15 protein-coding genes are annotated in these 16,475 nt (G+C 71.4%); 7 read left to right on the top strand and 8 right to left on the bottom strand.

Annotation, left to right across the window (positions count from 1 at the left end):
* Nucleotides 1-28: 28 nt before the first annotated feature.
* Nucleotides 29-970: an aldose epimerase family protein gene (locus N1032_RS11945; protein WP_259539315.1), complete on the bottom strand. Its 942-nt coding sequence runs from the start codon at nt 968-970 to the stop codon at nt 29-31.
* A complete protein-coding gene (locus N1032_RS11940) occupies nt 967-4,443 on the bottom strand; it encodes a DUF5107 domain-containing protein (RefSeq protein WP_259539314.1) in 3,477 nt (1,158 codons plus the stop codon). Before N1032_RS11940 ends, N1032_RS11945 begins: the two co-directional genes overlap by 4 nt.
* 89 nt (nt 4,444-4,532) lie before the next feature.
* Between N1032_RS11940 and N1032_RS11935 the strand changes: the two genes are divergently transcribed.
* On the top strand, nt 4,533-5,423 hold the full coding sequence (locus N1032_RS11935) for a helix-turn-helix domain-containing protein (RefSeq protein WP_259539313.1): 891 nt from the start codon (nt 4,533-4,535) through the stop codon (nt 5,421-5,423).
* On the opposite strand, the gene N1032_RS11930 is transcribed toward N1032_RS11935, so the two are convergent.
* Nucleotides 5,413-7,803 (bottom strand): beta-galactosidase, encoded by a 2,391-nt coding sequence (locus N1032_RS11930; RefSeq protein WP_259539312.1) that lies wholly within the window; start codon nt 7,801-7,803, stop codon nt 5,413-5,415. The genes N1032_RS11935 and N1032_RS11930 overlap by 11 nt on opposite strands.
* A gap of 91 nt (nt 7,804-7,894) precedes the next feature.
* Here N1032_RS11930 and N1032_RS11925 point away from each other — a divergent pair, with 91 nt between their 5' ends.
* The 5 genes from N1032_RS11925 to N1032_RS11905 are packed head-to-tail and all read left to right on the top strand — an operon-like array spanning nt 7,895 to nt 12,316.
* Nucleotides 7,895-8,245 (top strand): cupin domain-containing protein, encoded by a 351-nt coding sequence (locus N1032_RS11925; RefSeq protein WP_259539311.1) that lies wholly within the window; start codon nt 7,895-7,897, stop codon nt 8,243-8,245.
* 22 nt (nt 8,246-8,267) lie between these two features.
* On the top strand, nt 8,268-9,146 hold the full coding sequence (locus N1032_RS11920; RefSeq protein WP_259539310.1) for a PaaX family transcriptional regulator: 879 nt from the start codon (nt 8,268-8,270) through the stop codon (nt 9,144-9,146).
* A 40-nt stretch (nt 9,147-9,186) separates the two neighbouring features.
* Entirely contained in the window at nt 9,187-10,053 is an 867-nt protein-coding gene (locus N1032_RS11915; RefSeq protein WP_259539309.1) for a tryptophan 2,3-dioxygenase, read from the top strand.
* Nucleotides 10,054-10,055: 2 nt separating this feature from the next.
* The gene (kynU, locus tag N1032_RS11910) at nt 10,056-11,354 is read left to right on the top strand and encodes a kynureninase (RefSeq protein ID WP_259539308.1); all 1,299 of its coding nucleotides are present in this window, start codon (nt 10,056-10,058) and stop codon (nt 11,352-11,354) included.
* On the top strand, nt 11,351-12,316 hold the full coding sequence (locus N1032_RS11905) for an alpha/beta fold hydrolase (RefSeq protein WP_259539307.1): 966 nt from the start codon (nt 11,351-11,353) through the stop codon (nt 12,314-12,316). Before kynU ends, N1032_RS11905 begins: the two co-directional genes overlap by 4 nt.
* Nucleotides 12,317-12,350: 34 nt before the next feature.
* On the opposite strand, the gene N1032_RS11900 is transcribed toward N1032_RS11905, so the two are convergent.
* The 4 genes from N1032_RS11900 to N1032_RS11885 form a co-directional block, all read right to left on the bottom strand.
* Nucleotides 12,351-12,674, bottom strand: a complete 324-nt coding sequence (locus N1032_RS11900) for a hypothetical protein (RefSeq protein ID WP_259539306.1) — start codon at nt 12,672-12,674, stop codon at nt 12,351-12,353.
* Nucleotides 12,675-12,831: 157 nt separating this feature from the next.
* Nucleotides 12,832-13,539 carry an SDR family oxidoreductase gene (locus N1032_RS11895; RefSeq protein ID WP_259539305.1) on the bottom strand — a complete coding sequence of 236 codons (708 nt, stop codon included), beginning with the start codon at nt 13,537-13,539 and terminating at the stop codon, nt 12,832-12,834.
* Between the two features lie 84 nt (nt 13,540-13,623).
* Nucleotides 13,624-14,904 (bottom strand): serine hydrolase domain-containing protein, encoded by a 1,281-nt coding sequence (locus tag N1032_RS11890; protein ID WP_259539304.1) that lies wholly within the window; start codon nt 14,902-14,904, stop codon nt 13,624-13,626.
* A gap of 56 nt (nt 14,905-14,960) precedes the next feature.
* The gene (locus N1032_RS11885) at nt 14,961-15,326 is read right to left on the bottom strand and encodes a DoxX family protein (protein WP_259539303.1); all 366 of its coding nucleotides are present in this window, start codon (nt 15,324-15,326) and stop codon (nt 14,961-14,963) included.
* A gap of 144 nt (nt 15,327-15,470) precedes the next feature.
* On the opposite strand from N1032_RS11885, the gene N1032_RS11880 reads away from it, so the two are divergent.
* Nucleotides 15,471-15,869, top strand: a complete 399-nt coding sequence (locus tag N1032_RS11880) for a RidA family protein (RefSeq protein WP_259539302.1) — start codon at nt 15,471-15,473, stop codon at nt 15,867-15,869.
* Between the two features lie 84 nt (nt 15,870-15,953).
* Here the strand turns inward: N1032_RS11880 and N1032_RS11875 are convergent, their stop codons facing one another.
* Complete coding sequence (locus tag N1032_RS11875) at nt 15,954-16,448, bottom strand: hypothetical protein (RefSeq protein WP_259539301.1); 495 nt, start codon at nt 16,446-16,448, stop codon at nt 15,954-15,956.
* Nucleotides 16,449-16,475: the final 27 nt, after the last annotated feature.

The raw sequence follows: 16,475 nt of genomic DNA, 5'->3' as shown, positions 1-16,475 counted from the left end.
TTCTCGCCGAGCGTGCGCTCGCGCGGGTTCAGAACGCGCGCACCCGCCAGGTGAGCGCGGTGCTCTCGCCGGGTGCGAGCACCCGCAAGTCGGTGCCGGAGTTGAACGCGTCGGGCGGGCAGGTCATGGGCTCGATCGCGAGAGCGTGACGCCGCGTGCCCGGCGGGGGCAGGTCGGCGGAATAGAGCTGAACCCAGGGGGCATCCCAGCTCACCTCGACGCCGTGGCCGTTGGTGCCCGTGAGGCGCGCCGTCGCGAAGCCGTCGGTGTCCCGGTGCAGTGCGGTGAAGGCGTGGTTGAACTCCGTCGGCCCGATCTCGTGCTCGTGCCGGAAGTCGAACCGGCCGGCATCGTGATCGCCGACCCGCGCGCGGGCGAGGGGAAGCAGCCGGTCGTCGCTCACGAGCAGCAGTTCGTCGGCCGGCAGCGTCAGGCGCCAGCCGTCGACGACGGGCGACGCGGGGGAGGTGGCGTCCCCTGCGCTGGCGGCCCGCGTGGCGGCACCGGCGAGAAAGTAGGGGTGGGCGCCCAGCCCGATCGGCGCGACTCCGGCGCCGACGTTCGTGGCCGTGATCGTCTGTCGCACACCGTCGTCGAGGGCGCTCACCTCGACGTCGATGCGCACCGTCCAGGGGTAGCCCGACCGGGCCTCGATCCGGGCGCTCAGCGCCACCCCGCTTGCCGTGGCGCCCACGAGAGCGAACTCGAGCTCGTGCACCAGCCCATGCACGGCGGTGCCGGTGGCGGGTTCGTCGACCGCGAGCTGGTGCACGGCGCCGCCGAACTCGAAGCGCCCGTCGGCCAGCCGGTTGGGCCATGGTGCCAGCACGGCGCCCTCCATCGCGGAGGCCTGCCGGCGCGACGCCACAGGAACGATCAGGTCGCGACCGCGGAACCGCGCCGACAGCAGCGTCGCCCCCACCGCTCCGACGCGGGCGTCGTAGTCGCCTGTGCCGACCGCGAAACTCACGGCGTCGACGGCGACACCTCAGACGCCACGGCCTCCGCGCAGAGCGCGCGTCCTTCCGCCGCCCGGCCGCGCAGCCGGGCGGCGAGTTCGGCACGCGCGTCGGCCGTGTCGATGTCGAAGAGCAGCAACTCGGGCAACGAGGTGGCGAAGTAGTCCACGGCCGGCTTCTCGTGGTCGAGCTCTCGCGCCCGGTTCTCGAGGGCCAGCCAGACATGCTCCGCCTCGGCGAACTCCCGCAGGCGGGCGTGCGCGACCCCCACCCAGAAATCCGACTCCTCGGCGGGCCGCGGGGCCACCGCGAGAGGGCCGGCACCCGATCGCGCACGTCGCCAGGCCTCCGTCGCCCCGACGGCGTCGCCCGAACGATCGAGCGCATCGCCGACGAGCAGAAGGCGTTCGGCCGTGCTCGACGCCGGATGCCGCCCCTCGCCGAGGTTCGCCGGCACCTCGATGCCCTGCTGCAGCCTCGCGGCGACCTCGGCAGGGCTCGACTCGAGCTGCGCGCGCGCCACGGCGACCGACGCGTCGTCGAAGACCGCGATCACCCGGCCCTCGCCACCCTCGAACGGCTGAAAGCGGCGGGTGGCGAGAATCGCGAGGACCTCATCGGCCCGGCCTTGCGTCACGAGCAGCTCGAGGTAGTTCACCGTGAGGTCGTCGCGGCTCAGCACGAGTGGCACCAGATCGTCGAGCGCCCGCAACCGTTGAGCCGCGCCGACGCCCCGCAACCGGGCCAGGATGTCGCGCTCGACGATCAGGCGCGCGTCGCCGGGGCTCAGCCGCAACGCCTCGGCGAAGAAGGTGTCGGCGAGGTCGGCGTCGCCGCCGGTGTTCACCGTGGCGATCGCCGCGTTGCGCCAGGCCACCGGATCGGCGCTGCCGTTCTCGAGCGCGACCTTCAGCGTGGTGAGGGCGTCGCTGGTGCGGCCCGCGTCGAGCAGCCAGCAGCCGAGCAGCGCCGCCGCCACGGGGTCGGTCGGGTCGGCGTCGAGCGCCGCCACAAGAGCGTCGTGTTCGTCGAGGCCGTAGGGGAACGCCAGCCGCGAGTCGGCCTCGCGGGCGAGCTGCCGTTCGCGAGCGGCGCCGCCCGGGTCGCCCGACCGCTGCCGCCACTGGGCGCGCAGGTAGTGGGCGATGGGCACAGGGTTGCCGAACGCCGGATGCGCCGCCGTGCCGTCGGTGCGCGGGGCGACCACGCGGTCGGTGAGGGCGAGGGCGTCGGTCACCCGACCCCGCCGGGCGAGCTCGACCGCGACGGTGAGAGCGGTCTTGGGGTCGGCGAACCGGGCGAACCCGCCGTTCCGCAGCGCGGCGAGCGACAGCGCGACCGCGTCCAGCGGATCGGCGGCGAGCCGGGCCTCGAGGCGCTGCCGCGCGCCGCTCTCGTCGCCGAGGGCTTCGAAGGCGAGAACGGCGAGCACCGGGGCATCCGGGTTCGACGCGTCACGGTTGCCGGCCTCGACGGCGTGCTCGAGCGCGTCGGTCGCGCGACCCTGCCTCAGGGCGATGCGCGACAGGGCGAGATGGGCGGGCAGTGCCCACGCGGTGTCCCAGGCGGCCTTGCCGAAGTGGTCGGCTGCCCGGGCGAGGTCGCCCTTTCGTTCGAGAACGAGGCCGAGCCGGTAGCCGGCCTCGCCGCTCGCCGGGTTGAGATTGCGGCGCGTCAGCCGGGCGAGCGCCCGCTCGAAGCGCTCGCGGGCCAGGTCGTAGCGGCCGTGACGGTAGTCGATGGCCCCGACGGCGATCAGCGCTCGGGAATCGTCGGGGTCACGGCGAAGCACCTCGTCGAAGTAGGGCAGCGGCGAGCGGGTGGGGTGCCGGTATTGCTGCAGGTGCACGCCCGTGAGGTAGAGCTCGTCGATGCTCAGGATGTCGGCCGGCTGCGGCGGCTCGGTGGCCAGCCACGGCTCCTCGCCCGCGGTGCCGGTCTCGTCAGCGGGGCCGGTCTCGTCAGCGCTGCTTGTCTCGCCCGTGGTGGCGGTGTCGTCAGCGGGGCCGGTCTCGCCCGCCGTGCTGTGGCTGATGAGCTCCGCGCCGCGGTGCAGCACCCGCAGCGTGAGGCGCCCGGATGCGCGAGCATCGTCATCCCGGTTCGCCGCCACCGTGACGCGGAACGGGCGGCCCGGCTCGAGGTCGGCGGTCCAGCGGCCGATCTCGTCGCCGGCACGCCCCTCCAGCACGACGACCGCTCCGGGCAGCCGCACGGCGCTGGCCACGCCGATCCGCACGGCGCCAGCAGCGTCGGCGTCGGCAGCGGCCGACGCGTCGGCAGCGGCATCCGTATCCGCATCGAGTCGCACGGCGAGCTGGCGGGTCGCCTGATGGGCCGCACCGATGTCCTGGATCGGATACCAATATTGACTGAACGACCGCGTCTCGGCCGCCGCGAGGTAGCTGAAGTCGGGCTGGTTGTCGGTGAAGACGCCCGCCATGAGCTCCACATAGGGGCCGTCGGTGTCGGTGAGCTGGGCGTCCCAGGCGTGCCCGACCGGGCCGTCGCCCCAGGTCCACTGCTTCTTGCCGGGCGAGATGGCGTGGTCGGCCCAGTGCACGAATCCCGCGCCGGCCGCGTGGTCGTAGCCGCCGAAGAAGCTGTCGCGGGTGTCGGTGATCATGTATGACGTCGGCACCGGGATGTTGCGGTAGAAGTCGAGCCGGTCGGCATCCGGATGCGCCGGGTCGGCCAGGGCCGGGTAGTCGACCCCGTAGTAGGGCCGGTCGGCCCGGGGGAACGAGGTGATGGCGCGGCGCGCGTGGTCGGCCACGTAGTGCACGTCGAGGGGGAAGAACGACTGGTAGTGCTCGTGCGAGCGGGCGGCGACGTTGGCCCACCACAGGAAGGTCTGCGGCTCGTCGGTGCGGTTGTGCAACCGGGCAGCCACCTCGATCACCGAGCTGTCGCCGCGCAGCCGCACCCCGTGGTCGCCGCGCATGCGCTGCAGCGGATCGAGGTCGCTGTGCCAGACGGTCACGAGGCCGTCGCCCTCGCGCTCGATGCTGGTCTCGACCGGCAGGAAGGTGGCGGGGCGGTGGTGCTGGGGCCAGTTGAACTCGACGCCGCCCGAGATCCACGGCCCGGCCAACCCCACCAGCGCGGGCTTGATCACGTTGTTGCGGTAGAAGAAGTCGTAGCCGCGCGTCTTGTCGAACCCGATGTGGATGCGGCCCCCGATCTCGGGCAGCAGCAGAAGGCGCACCCACTGGTTCTCGAGGTGGATCGCCTGCCACCGGCGCGCGACCTTGTGGGGTGAGATGCGGTCGACGAACGGAATCGGGTAGACCTTGCCGCTCGAGCCCTGGTAGACCCGTCGGTCGAGGAACAACGGGTAGCGGTCGGGCTCACCCGGCTCGTAGCTGTCGATCTCAACCGGCTCGCTCCAGCAGGCGACCCCGCCTTCGTCGAGGATGGCCTGCTGGTCGGGGGGTGCATCGGGCAGGTCGATGCGACTGGGGGCGTCGTCGGCGTTCGTCACAGCCTCGAGAGTAGGCAGGATGCTTAGGTCGGCACCATAGCGTGTCGCCCGATCGGCCTGGATGAATCGCTGATCGATAGGATGGCGACGTGCTGATTCGCGAAGGCTTTCCGGGGCAGCGGCTGCGCGTGCTGCCGCGGCCACGCGTGACCGAGGCGCTCGCCGCGCCGATCACCGATCTCCTGCTGGTGACCGATGCCGGCCACTTTCCGCACGCGGCCGCCCACGGTGCCGACCGGCCGCGGGGTGCCAGTGAGGTGGTCGTCATCCTCTGCGTCGGCGGCGGGGGCCGGGTGCGTGTGCGGCAGGGGGAGTGGACGGTCGGGCCCGGCGACGCGGTGGTGCTGCCGAGTGCGGAGCCACACGCCTACTGGGCTGACCCGCGCGACCCCTGGACGATCTGGTGGATGCATGTGGCCGGCGCCGACACCGACGGTTTCGTCGACGCCATCGCCCGGCCACGCGGCGAATTCGCGCCCGTGCTGAGAGTGCACGACCCCTACGCCGCCCGGGGCGCCCTGGAGCACGCGCTCGCGTCGCTCGAACGTGACGAGACGGTGTCGAGTCTCGTCGCGGCATCCGGTGCTGCCTGGGGCCTGCTCGCGCAGCTCGCCGCCGACCGGGGCCGGGGCGGCGGCGCCGCGGGCGACCCTGTGCTGGCGGCGCAGGACTTTCTGCGCGAGCACCTCGCGGCCTCGACCAGCGTCGCCGAGCTCGCGGCGATCGCCGGTCTCAGCGTCTCGCACTTCTCGGCCCGATTCCGTGCGGCGTCGGGCATGGGGGTGGTGGAGTACCACAAGCGACTGCGCAGCGCTCGCGCTCGCGAGCTGCTGATCACGACGGATGCCGCGGTCGCCGACATCGCCCGGGCCGTCGGCTACGATGACCCCTTCTACTTCTCGCGCCAGTTCCGGGCGATCAACGGCACCAGCCCCACCGACTACCGGGCGACCTTCCGCGAGGCGCCCGTCAGACGGTGACCGTGACGAGGCGCGTGCGCTCGATTCGGGCGGCCACCAGGTCGAGCCGGCGCTCGTCGGCCAGGGGCCGCACCCTCGCGTCGAGGTGCACCTCGCTCTGCGGATTCCACGGCAGGAGCAGCAGTTCCAGCTCGCCGAGCACCCCGGTGACGTCGATCTCCCAGGGGCGTCCGCTCCAGAACTGGTCGGAGACCACCACTCCGTCGATCACCGCGCGCCCGACGTCTCCGACCCAGTCGATGCTGAGGATGGCGCGCTCGGCCGCCGTGCCGTCGTCGGCGGGCGAGGGTGGTTCGGGCAGGCGCAAAAGGTAGCGGGCGGCGAGGGCGAAGTCCTCGTCGAGCGGCGCCGACAGGCGGTGCGCGCTGCCGCCGCGGCGCACGGGCGCCGTGCCCGTCGCCTCACGAACCCACGTCACCTCGGGGTGGGCGGCCGCAGCATCCGTGACCGGGGCGACCTCGTAGCGGGTGAACAGCTCGTGCGGTTCGCTCACCACCCGGATGCCTTGGGCCGGGTGAGTGAGAGCCGGCAGGGTCGCGAACGTGACGGGCTCGTCGCCCACCCGCACGGTGAGGCCCGTGGTGACGCCGGCGGTCGGGCCGGCGGACGGTGCGGCGGGGCCGAAGGCGACGTCGGCGGTGGAGAGCACGAGGTGCTCGATGCCGTCGACCGGGCCCTGCCAGAGCGATTCGGCGGAGGGGGCGTCGAGCACGATGAACCGGGCGCCTCCCAGAACGGTGGCCTCGGCGGCATCCGGAGCGCTCGTCGGGCGAACGACCAGCTCGTCGCGGTGCCCGGCGGCGGTCTCGTGCTGGATCTCGACCGGCAGGCCGGCGGTCGGGAACAGCACCACGGTGGGCCGGCCCGCCAGCTCGACCTCGGTCACGAGTTGGGCGGTGGCCGAGAACCGGCTGCCGTCGGGCAGCAGGCGGCGCACCGGCCACACGAAGTACTCGCCCGATTCGACGGTCGCGGGCTCGCGGGGCATCACCACCCGGTGCTCGCCGACGGCCAGCTCGAACTGCACCTCGGCGCCGCTGAGGGGGGCGACCGCCGGCTGGTAGGTCGAGACGAACACGAAGCCCTGCTCGTCGTCGGCGCGGAGCGACGCCCGCAGGTCACCTTCCGCGATGGCGGGTCGCAGTGGCGCGAGATCCGCTCCAGCCGTCTGCAACAGAAGGTGCTGCAGACGCAGCAGGTCGGCGTGCCGGCGGCGTTGACCGGAAGAACCGAGCGGGGCGGCGAAGTCGTAGTCGCGCAGCGGCATGTCGTTGGGGTAGCCGGTGGCGTGCGACTCCTGGGTGGAGGAGTGCTCGCCGAGCACCTGGATGCCGCCGTGATAGAGGTAGTAGCCCTGGAACGACGAGCCGCTCGCGAGCTTGGCGAGGGCGATGGCCGCCACGTCGTCGGGATCGACCAGCGGCCGCCGGTGGTAGGCCGGGGGCATGCCGCCGCCGAGTTCGCAGGTGGCGTAGGGCACGTCGGCGACGTCGGGTGGCGACGGGAGCTGGGACGCTTCCGGCGAGGTCGGCGCGCTCGCGCCCGCCGCCCGAACGTCGGCGCCCACGCCGAGGTCGTCGCGTTCGGTCGTGAAGCGGTAATGCAAGGCGTAGTTGGCCGGCCAGCCCGCGTCGCTGTCCTCCCAGAAGCCGTCGGCATAGCCGGCGTAGACCGGCAGGAACTCGTGCGGCGGAAGCTCGGCCCCGCCCCATCCGGTCGCCGTCCACAGCGGCGCGCTCATGCCGGCCTCCTCGGCCATCCGGCGCAGGGTCGACAGGTGGTCGGGCTGGTCGTAGAGCTCGTTCTCGACCTGGATCGCCACGATCGGTGCGGTGGGGTCGGCCGCACCGCGGAACAGTCCGGTCAGCTCGGCCGACATCGCCGCGATCCACGGCCGCACGAGATCGAGGTAACCCGGGTCGTTCGTGCGGTGGGCGACATCCGCCCCCTGCACCCAGTCGGGGAACCCGCCGTTGCGGGTCTCGCCGTGCGCCCACGGGCCGATGCGCAGCACGACCTCGAGACCGACGGCCCGGGCGGTCTCGACGAACCGGCGCAGGTCTCGCGCGCCGTGCCAGTCGACCGGTCCCGGCACCTCCTGGTGCACGATCCAGAGCACGTAGGTCGACACCAGGGTGACGCCGTCGGCGCGCATGGCTGCGAGATCGTCGGCCCAGCGCGCGGGGTCGGTGCGCGAGAAATGGTATTCGCCGGCGACCGGAAACCAGGGTCGCCCACCCCGCTCGAGATGCGTCTGCCGCACGGTGATGGCGTCGCCCGGCACGTCGTCGCCGAGCCGAAGCGACGAGACAGCGTCGGTAGTGGGCGAATTCGACAGACGGATGCGTCGGGAGGCGTCGGTGCTGCTGGCGTGGTCCACCAGTCGATCCTGGCGTGCCGAGCCGCGCGGGGGAATGCAGGGCTCCGCGAAATGCCTGGACGATCCACCGTGGCCGGCGTACAGTCGCCGCATGATCGACGACGATCCGACGGTGACGAACCCCGACCACTACCGCAGCCTGTGGGAGAACGAGTTCGTGCGCGTGCTCGAGTACACCGACGTGCCGGGCGACCGCACGACGGCGCACCGGCACCCGAACTCGGTGATGGTCACCCTCACGTCGTTCGAGCGATCGCTCACCACCGACGACCGGGTGTTCGAGGTGGAACTCCCTGAGGGTGCGGCGGTGTGGCTGCCCGCGCAGCGCCATGCCGGCGAGAACATCGGCGCCACGCCGACGCACACCATCCTGATCGAACTGAAGGGCGAGGCCGCCGGAGCGATCGGCGAGGCCGCGCTGGGGCCCGTCCTGAGGGAGTGACTCCGCGGGGTAGGGTGGCGCCGTGGGCGAGATACTCGACGACATCGATTCCCGGCCGGGAAGCGCCACGTCGCTGCTGCGCACGGTGATCGGCATCTACCTCCGCGAGCTCGGCGGCTGGATCTCCGTGGCCCATCTGCTCGAGCTCATGCAGGCGCTCGACGTGCCGGCGCCCCGGGCGAGAACAGCGCTCGTGCGGGTGAAGAAGAAGTCGCTGCTCGTGCCCGAGACCCGTGACCGGGTGGCCGGCTACGCGCTCGAGGAGGCCGCGGTGCCCATGCTCGCCCGCGGCGACCGCCGCATCTACCACCCGCGATCGATGCACGAGAGCAGCCGGTGGTGCGCCGTGTCGTTCTCGATCCCCGAGGAGCAACGGCACCTGCGCCACCAGCTGCGTCGGCGACTGCACTGGATCGGCTGCGGCACGGTATCGCCCGCGCTGTGGATCTGCCCCGCCTACCTGACCGACGAGGTCGAGGAGATCCTCGATGACGTGGGCGTGCGGGAGTATGCGACGATCCTCGTCTCCGAGCGGCCGCGGGTCGCCGGCTCGCTCGCCGACGCGGTGGCGTCGTGGTGGGATCTCGACAGCATTCGCGAGCGTCACGACGAATTCCTCGCCGAGCATGCCGCCGACGGATCGATCCCCGACGATCGCGAGGTGTCGCCGCGCGAGGCGTTCGCGATCTATCTGCGCAGCATCGACAGCTGGCGCATCATCCCCTACATCGATCCGGGCCTGCCGCCCGACCTGCTGCCCGCCGACTGGCCGGGCGATGCGAGCAGCGCGCTGCTGCGGCGCCTTCGCGGGCGGTTCAGCGGGCCGAGTGCGTCATTCGTGGCGGATGTCACGGGGTCGTCGATCGGGGAGCCGGGCCGGGCGGCATCCGTTGGTTTCTGAATCGTGACGGTCGTTCCGATGACGATATAGAGTGGGGTTCGTGGAGACCGACAAAACTGCTGAGAACAACACCCGAGAGCTCGAGCCGGGCATCGTCACCGACCTGCACGACCGGATGACCTACGGCTCCTATCTGTCGCTCGACACCCTGCTCGCCGCGCAGAACCCCAAGAGCGACCCGGTGCATCACGACGAGTTGCTGTTCATCATCCAGCACCAGACCACCGAGCTCTGGCTGAAGCTCGTGCTGCACGAGCTGCGTGAGGCGTGCGCGCTGATCGCCGCCGACGACCTCGCCGCCGCGCTGAAGAAGATCGCGCGTGTGAAGCACATCCAGAAGACGATGACCGAGCAGTGGTCGGTGCTCGCGACGCTCACGCCGAGCGAATACGCCGAGTTCCGCGGCGCACTGGCCAACGCCTCCGGTTTTCAGAGTTATCAGTACCGCGCGGTCGAGTTCGTGCTGGGCAACAAGAACGCCAAGATGCTCTCGGTGTTCGACGGCGAGCCGGCGGCGCGCGAGCTGCTCGACGAGCTGCTGCACCGCCCGAGCGTCTACGACGAGTTCTTGCGCTACCTGGCGCGCCACGGGTTCGCAGTGCCGGAATCCGTTCTCGGGCGTGACGTGACCGTGGCGCACACCATGACGCCCTCGCTGCTGCCGATCTTCATCGAGGTCTACGACAACGCCGAGAAGTACTGGGCGATCTATGAGGCCTGCGAGGAGTTCGTCGACCTGGAGGACAACTTCCAGCTCTGGCGGTTCCGCCACCTGCGCACGGTGCAGCGCACGATCGGCATGAAGGTCGGCACGGGCGGGTCGACCGGCGTCGACTTCCTGCGGCGCGCGCTCGACCTCACCTTCTTTCCGGAACTCTTCGCGGTGCGCACCGAGATCGGACGATGACGATGGCTGGCTCTTCCTCGACCCCGGGCGGAGCGCCCGACACCTCGGCTTCGGCTTCGGCTTCGGCCGCAGCGGCCGCCGGCACCGCCGCCGAGCTCGACGCGCGCGACCCGTTGCGCGGGTTCCGCGACCGATTCGTGGGCGCCGACGACCCCTCGGTCGCCGCCTACGTCGACGGCAACTCGCTCGGCCGCCCGCCGAAGGCGCTGCCCGACCTCTACGCCGACTTCATCCGCAACCAGTGGGGTGGCCGGCTCATCCGCGGCTGGGATGAATCCTGGCTCGAGCTGCCCGTCACCCTCGGTGACCGCATCGGCCGTTCGACCCTCGGCGCCGCCCCGGGCCAGACCATCGTGAGCGACTCCACGACGGTGTCGCTCTACAAGCTCGTGCGCGCCGCTCTCGACGCGAACCCCGGCCGCACCGAGATCGTGATCGACCGCGGCAACTTCCCGACCGACCGCTTCGTGGTGCAGGGCGTCGCCCACGAGACCGGCGCGAGCATCCGCTGGATCGACGCCGACCCCACCACCGGCGTCACCGCCGACGACCTGCGACCGGCCCTCGGGCCGTCGACCGCGGTGGTGCTGCTGAGCCACATCGCCTACCGCTCGGGTTATGTCGCCGACATCCGGGGCATCACCGCGCTCGCGCACGCCCACGGTGCGCTCGTGATCTGGGATCTCTGCCATTCGGTCGGCTCGGTGCCGATGTCGCTCGACGAGTGGGGCGTCGACTTCGCCACCGGATGCACCTACAAATACCTCAACGGAGGTCCGGGTTCGCCGGCCTTCCTCTATGTGCGGCGCGACCTGATCCCCGAGGTGCGTCAGCCGATCTGGGGCTGGATGGGCGATCGCAACCCGTTCCAGATGGCGCACACCTACCACCCGGCCGAGGGCATCCGCCGTTTTCTCAGCGGCACCCCGCCGATTCTGGGCATGCTCGCCATGAGTGCGATGCTCGATCTGATCGAGGAGGCCGGCATCGCCGCCATCCGGGCGAAGTCGCTCGACCTGACCGACTTCGCGATCGCCCTCGTCGACGAGCAGCTCGCGCCGCTCGGGGTCGAGCTGTCGACGCCGCGCGACCACGAGGTGCGGGGAAGCCACATCACCATCGACCACCCGGAGTTCGCGGGCATGATGGCGGGGTTGTGGGAGCGGGGGATCATCCCCGATTTCCGGGCGCCCACCGGCATCCGCATCGGGCTCTCGCCGCTGTCGACGAGCTTCGCCGAGGTGGCCGTGGTGATCGAGGCGGTTCGGGAGTCGCTCGTGGCGGTGTCGCCCGGGCGATGAGCGGCGACATCCTCGACCGCGTGGCCCGTGCGCCGGAGCTCACGGTGGCCTACGGGCCGTCGGCGTTGCAGGTCGCCGATCTTTATGCGGCGGCTCCGGATGGCGCGGGTGCGGCGGATACCGTGGCGGCTCCGGATGCCGCGGGTGCGGCTGACTCCGCGGGTGCTCCGGGTGCCGCGAGCCGCGGCTTCGTGGTGCTGCTGCACGGCGGCTTCTGGCGCAACCGCTACGACCGGCTGCACCTGCGGCCGCTGGCGGCGGCGCTCGCCGATCGGGGTCTCACGGTGGCGCTGCCGGAGTACCGTCGGGTCGGAGACGCGGGCGGCGGGCATCCGGGAACGTTCGACGACGTGCTGCTCGCGATCTCGTCGCTGCCGGGCCTCGTGGTCGACGCACTGGGGCCGGGGGCCCTGGGCGGGCAGACGTCACTCGTGGGTCACTCGGCCGGCGGACACCTCGCGGTGTGGAGCCAGGCGGTGGGTGCGAAGGCCGACGGCGACGCAGGCGCGGAGGTCGGTGGCGCAGGTGCAGAGGGCGGTGCTCGATCGGTGGCGGCATCCGGCGCCGCGCCGACGCCCTCGAGCGCTCGCCGTCGAGGAGCGGTTGACCGCGTGGTGTCGCTCGCGGGGGTGCTCGACCTCGGAAGCGCGCACGACCTCGCTCTGAGCGGCGGAGCGGTGGGCGAGCTGCTCGACGTGGCGGCGCCGGGGTTCGACGAGCGGTTGGCGGCGGCCGACCCGATGCGACTGCCGGTTCCGGTGTCGCGAGGTGTGGCCACCGTCGTGCTGCACGGCGACGACGACCCCGACGTGCCGGCAGCCTTCAGCAGCCGGTATGCCGCGCGCGATGACCGCGTCATCCTGAACCGTCTGGCCGGCGTCGGCCACTTCGAGCTGATCGACCCCGAGACCGCCGCGTTCGATGCCCTGACGGCGGCGCTCGGTGTGCCGGCGCACGGCTGACGCACGGCTGACGCACGACTGACGAGTATCGGCGTCAGCGACGCTCGCGGCCGTCTGCGCGCTTGAGGCGGGCGCGACGGTCGAGGGTTTCGCGCAGCAGCACCGTGCGGTCGTCGGGTCGCTTCGGCGGGTTCTCGATGAGCCGGGCGAGCGGCGAAACCGCGAGCAGCACCAGGCCGAGCGTGAGCAGCACCTGGGCCACGAGCCCGGCGACCGAGTAGGCGACGCCGGCGAGCAGACCCTGCGGACCGATCAGGCTGTTCGCCAGTTCGGCGCCGAAGATCTGCGCCACGACGCCCGCTGCGGTGAGCGCGAGACCGACGATGAACATCTGCTGGGCACTGAGTCGTGGGGGCACGGTCGCTCCGTTCGATCAAGGCGCCAGCGGGACGCTCGCGACGCGCGTCGGACCTTCACGCTATCTTCGACGCTCGACGATCACCAGAGCGGGAGCCGACCCTGGGGCCCGACCCGGCCACCGGTGCTGACCGGGTCGGGCCCCGTCGGCGGATGCCTCAGACCGCGAACTGCGGGTACAGGGCGGCGATGGGGCCCGCGAGACCGGCCTTGACGTTCACGCTCACCTCGTCGGCGAGAATCTCGAGTTCGCCGGCCTCGAGGCCGTCGTAGGCCGCGCGCACGATGTCGGCCGGGTCGCTCATCGGTGCGTCGACCCCGGCGGTCATCGGGGTGTCGGCGTAGCCCAGGTGCAGGCCCACGACCTGGGTTCCCTGGGGTGCCAGCTCGAGGCGCAGCGAGTTCGTCGCCGACCAGAGCGCCGCCTTCGAGGCGCTGTAGGCGCCGGCCAGACCGATCCAGCTCAGCGCGGAGTGCACGTCGAGCAGGGCGCCCCCGCCGTTGGCCGCGAGCACGGGGGCGAACTCCCGGGCCACGATGACGGCGCCGAAGAAGTTCGTCTCCATGATGCGGCGGATGTCGTCGACGCTTCCCGAGGTGAGCGAGCCGCCCCCGGCGACGCCGGCGTTGTTGATGACGACGGTGGTGTCGTGCGCGATCGCCGCCGCAGCGGCCGCGGATGCCTCGTCGGTGACATCGAGGGTCAGCGGCACGACACGGTCGTCGGCCCAGTCGCGCGGGGTGCGCGCCGTGGCATAGACCTTGGCCGCCCCACGGGCGAGGGCCTGCTCGACGAACTGCGTGCCGAGCCCGCCGTTCGCTCCGGTGACGAGAACGGTGGCTCCGGCGAGGGATGTCGACATCATGTGCTCCAGGTGAGATCAGGGGCGGCCGGTGCCGCCCGTCCCAGGAGACAACGCACGGATGAGTTGGCTATTCCAATTCAGCGATCAGCGTGTCGGCGGCGCGTGACCCGGAGCCACGACCCCCGCGAGCTCGCGGAACAGGTTCGTCGCGAGATTCGGCACCTGCCCGGCGTCGTCGAACGCACTCTCGTCGAACGTCACGGCCACGGCGAGCGAGATGTCGTCGTCGGGCAGGTAGGCCTCCACGGCCGCGGTGCCGCTGAACATGGGGTTCTGCAGAATCCAGTCACCCATCATCACCACGCCGATGCCGTAGGTGTAGATCTCGGAGTGCGGAAAGCACGTCGAGCAGCCCTCGATGGTCGACGAATGCCCGCGCGTGTCGAGGTTCAGCTGCTTCTCGTGCAGGGCGGGGGAGAGCAACTCGCCGGTTCCGATCGCCCGAGCCGTGCGGGTCATGTCGACGATGTCGGTGTACTGGATCGCGCCGCGCGTGATGGTCCACGACGGATTCCAGAAGGTCGACTCCTCGAGAAAAGGGGTGCCGTCGGCGATGCCGAGAAACTCGCGTCGCTCGGCGGTGAAGGCGTGCAGCACGGGTTCGGCGATCTCGGCGGTGCTCGACGGCCGGGTGTTGTCGAGGCCGAGCGGGTCGAGCACCCGCTCCTGCAGAAGCTGTTCCATCGGCTCATCCGTGATCTTCTCGAGCGCCAGCCCCAGCAGCACGTAGTTCGTGTGCGAGTAGTTCCAGTTCGTGCCCGGCTCGTAGATCAGCGGCTTCGAGGTGCCGTAGGCGGCGAGTTCGTCGGGCTGCCACTGCCGGAACGGGTCGGCGTTCAGCTGGTCGAGAAAGTCGGCGTCGGCCACGTAGTCGGCGTAGCCCGAGGTCATCTGTGCCAGCTGCCCGAGCGTCACCCGGTCGGCATTCGGCACATCCGGAAGCCACGTGCCGAGCGTGTCGTCGAGCGAGACGGTGCCGTCGTCGACGAGTTCGAGCAGTGCGGTCGCCACATACGAGATCGCGACCGCTCCGTTGCGGAAGTGCATGTCGGGCGTCGCGGGCACGCCCGTCATCGACTCCCCGAACGCCTCGGTGATGACCGGCTGGTCGCCCCGGGTGACGCGCACGATGACGGCTCGCATCCCCCAGTCGCGCATGGCGCGGGTGATCGTGTCGCGCACGTCGGCCGCGAGGGCTTCGTCGCCGGATGCCGCGGCAGAAGTCGCCGGCTCGCCGGGTGGCTCCGCCGATGTCGTCGACGCGGCGGAGCCGCCGGTGGTGCAACCGCTGAGCAGGGTCGCCGCCAGGGCGACCAGTGCCCCGCCGACGGCGATGCGACGTCGCCCGGCCGTGTTCTTGCTCATCCCGTCACCGTAACGCCACCCGGGCCGGGGCGACAGCGGTCGGCGACGGCCTTCGATCAGAGCCAGACGGTGGCCAACCAGATCGTCACCGCGGCGGCCACGAGGGCGCCGATGTTGATGCCGAGCTGCCGCGCCTCGCCTCGCACGAGGTGCAGGGCGATGGCGCCGATCTGCAGCAGCACCAGGCCCACCGCGGCGGCGAGCGCGAGCCACGGGGCGATGCCGGTGAGTGGCGGCACGATGAGTCCGATGGCGGCGAGCACCTCGAGGGCGCCGATCGTGCGCACCCCGGCCATCGGGGCGCGCTCGACCCAGTGCATCATGGGCTGCAGGCGCTCGCGGCTCTGCAGCAGCTTCGATCCGCCGCTGTAGAGGTAGAAGAGGGCGAGCAAGCCGGCCACGATCCAGTAGGCGATGAGCATGGGACATCCTTCGGTCGGCGTAGGTGTGGTCTCATCGTGGAGCACCGGAACGGCTCGTGCAAAAGGCACACCGCGGTGCGTGGCTGGCGCGGTGTCGGCGGCGAGCGGCATACTCGGGTCACCACACGCAGAAAGGACACCGCCATGTCAACCGGAGTCACCCCCGTCGACCCTGCAGGGCTGTTCAGCAGTCCGGCCTTCGCGCAAGGAATGATCGCGCCGGCCGGCCCCACCCTCTATGTCGGCGGCCAGAACGGCACCGACGCCTCGGGCGCCCTGCTCGACGGGCTGCAGGCGCAGACCGAACAGGCCCTCCGCAACGTTCTGGCCGTGCTCGCCGAGGCGGGCACCGGGCCCGAGAACGTCGTGAAGCTCACGATCTATCTCGCGACCGGCATCGATCCCACCGAGGCGTATGCCGCCACCGGCGCGGTGTGGGGAGCGCATCGCACCGCGGTCTCGGTGCTCGCGGTCACCCCGGCGCGCCCGGGGGCCCTCGTCGAGATCGACGCGGTCGCCGCGATCGTCAACGACGAGGACTAGCGCATCGGCATCGGCGTCGAGCGGGCGTCGGCATTGCTCGGGGCGTCCGGCGAGAGACCTTTCGCGCGGTGTCGCGAGGCGTTGTCACCGCCTGCCGCGGGCCGGTTGCTGACCGCTCACGTCGGCCTGCCGGGAACGACTCACGCCAGCCCGTCGTGAAAGACCCACGCCGGTGAGGTGTGCCCGCTCCCGCCGGTAGTGACGAACGACGGCGAGGTGCGCCCGCGACGACGGCAACCAGATCGCGACGGCGCCGACGACCCCCACCACCGCCGATACGACGCTCACGACGTCGACGAACTCGATCGCGACGACAAGCAACCAGAGGGCGATCAGCGACATGACCGGCCCTGTCGCGCGGTTGCCCCGCCGCAACAGCCAAAAGGGCACGCTGAGAGTCGCGATGATGAGAACCGCCGACACGATCAGCACGACCCATTGAACGGTCGCCGCACGTGGCGTGGACGCAGCCCAATCGGCTCCAGACGACGTCAAGGCGAATCTGACGAGAGCGAGACCGACGAGCGCGGCGATGGCGACGTTCGTCACCGAGACACCGGTCGGGGTGACGCGCTTCATCGGTGGTCGTCCTGACGTTCGGGCGGA

The organism is Herbiconiux daphne, assembly GCF_024979295.1.
Taxonomy (GTDB): Bacteria; Actinomycetota; Actinomycetes; order Actinomycetales; family Microbacteriaceae; genus Herbiconiux; species Herbiconiux daphnes.
Note: the sequence above shows the minus strand (reverse complement) of the source record. Positions and strands in the feature narration are given on the sequence as shown.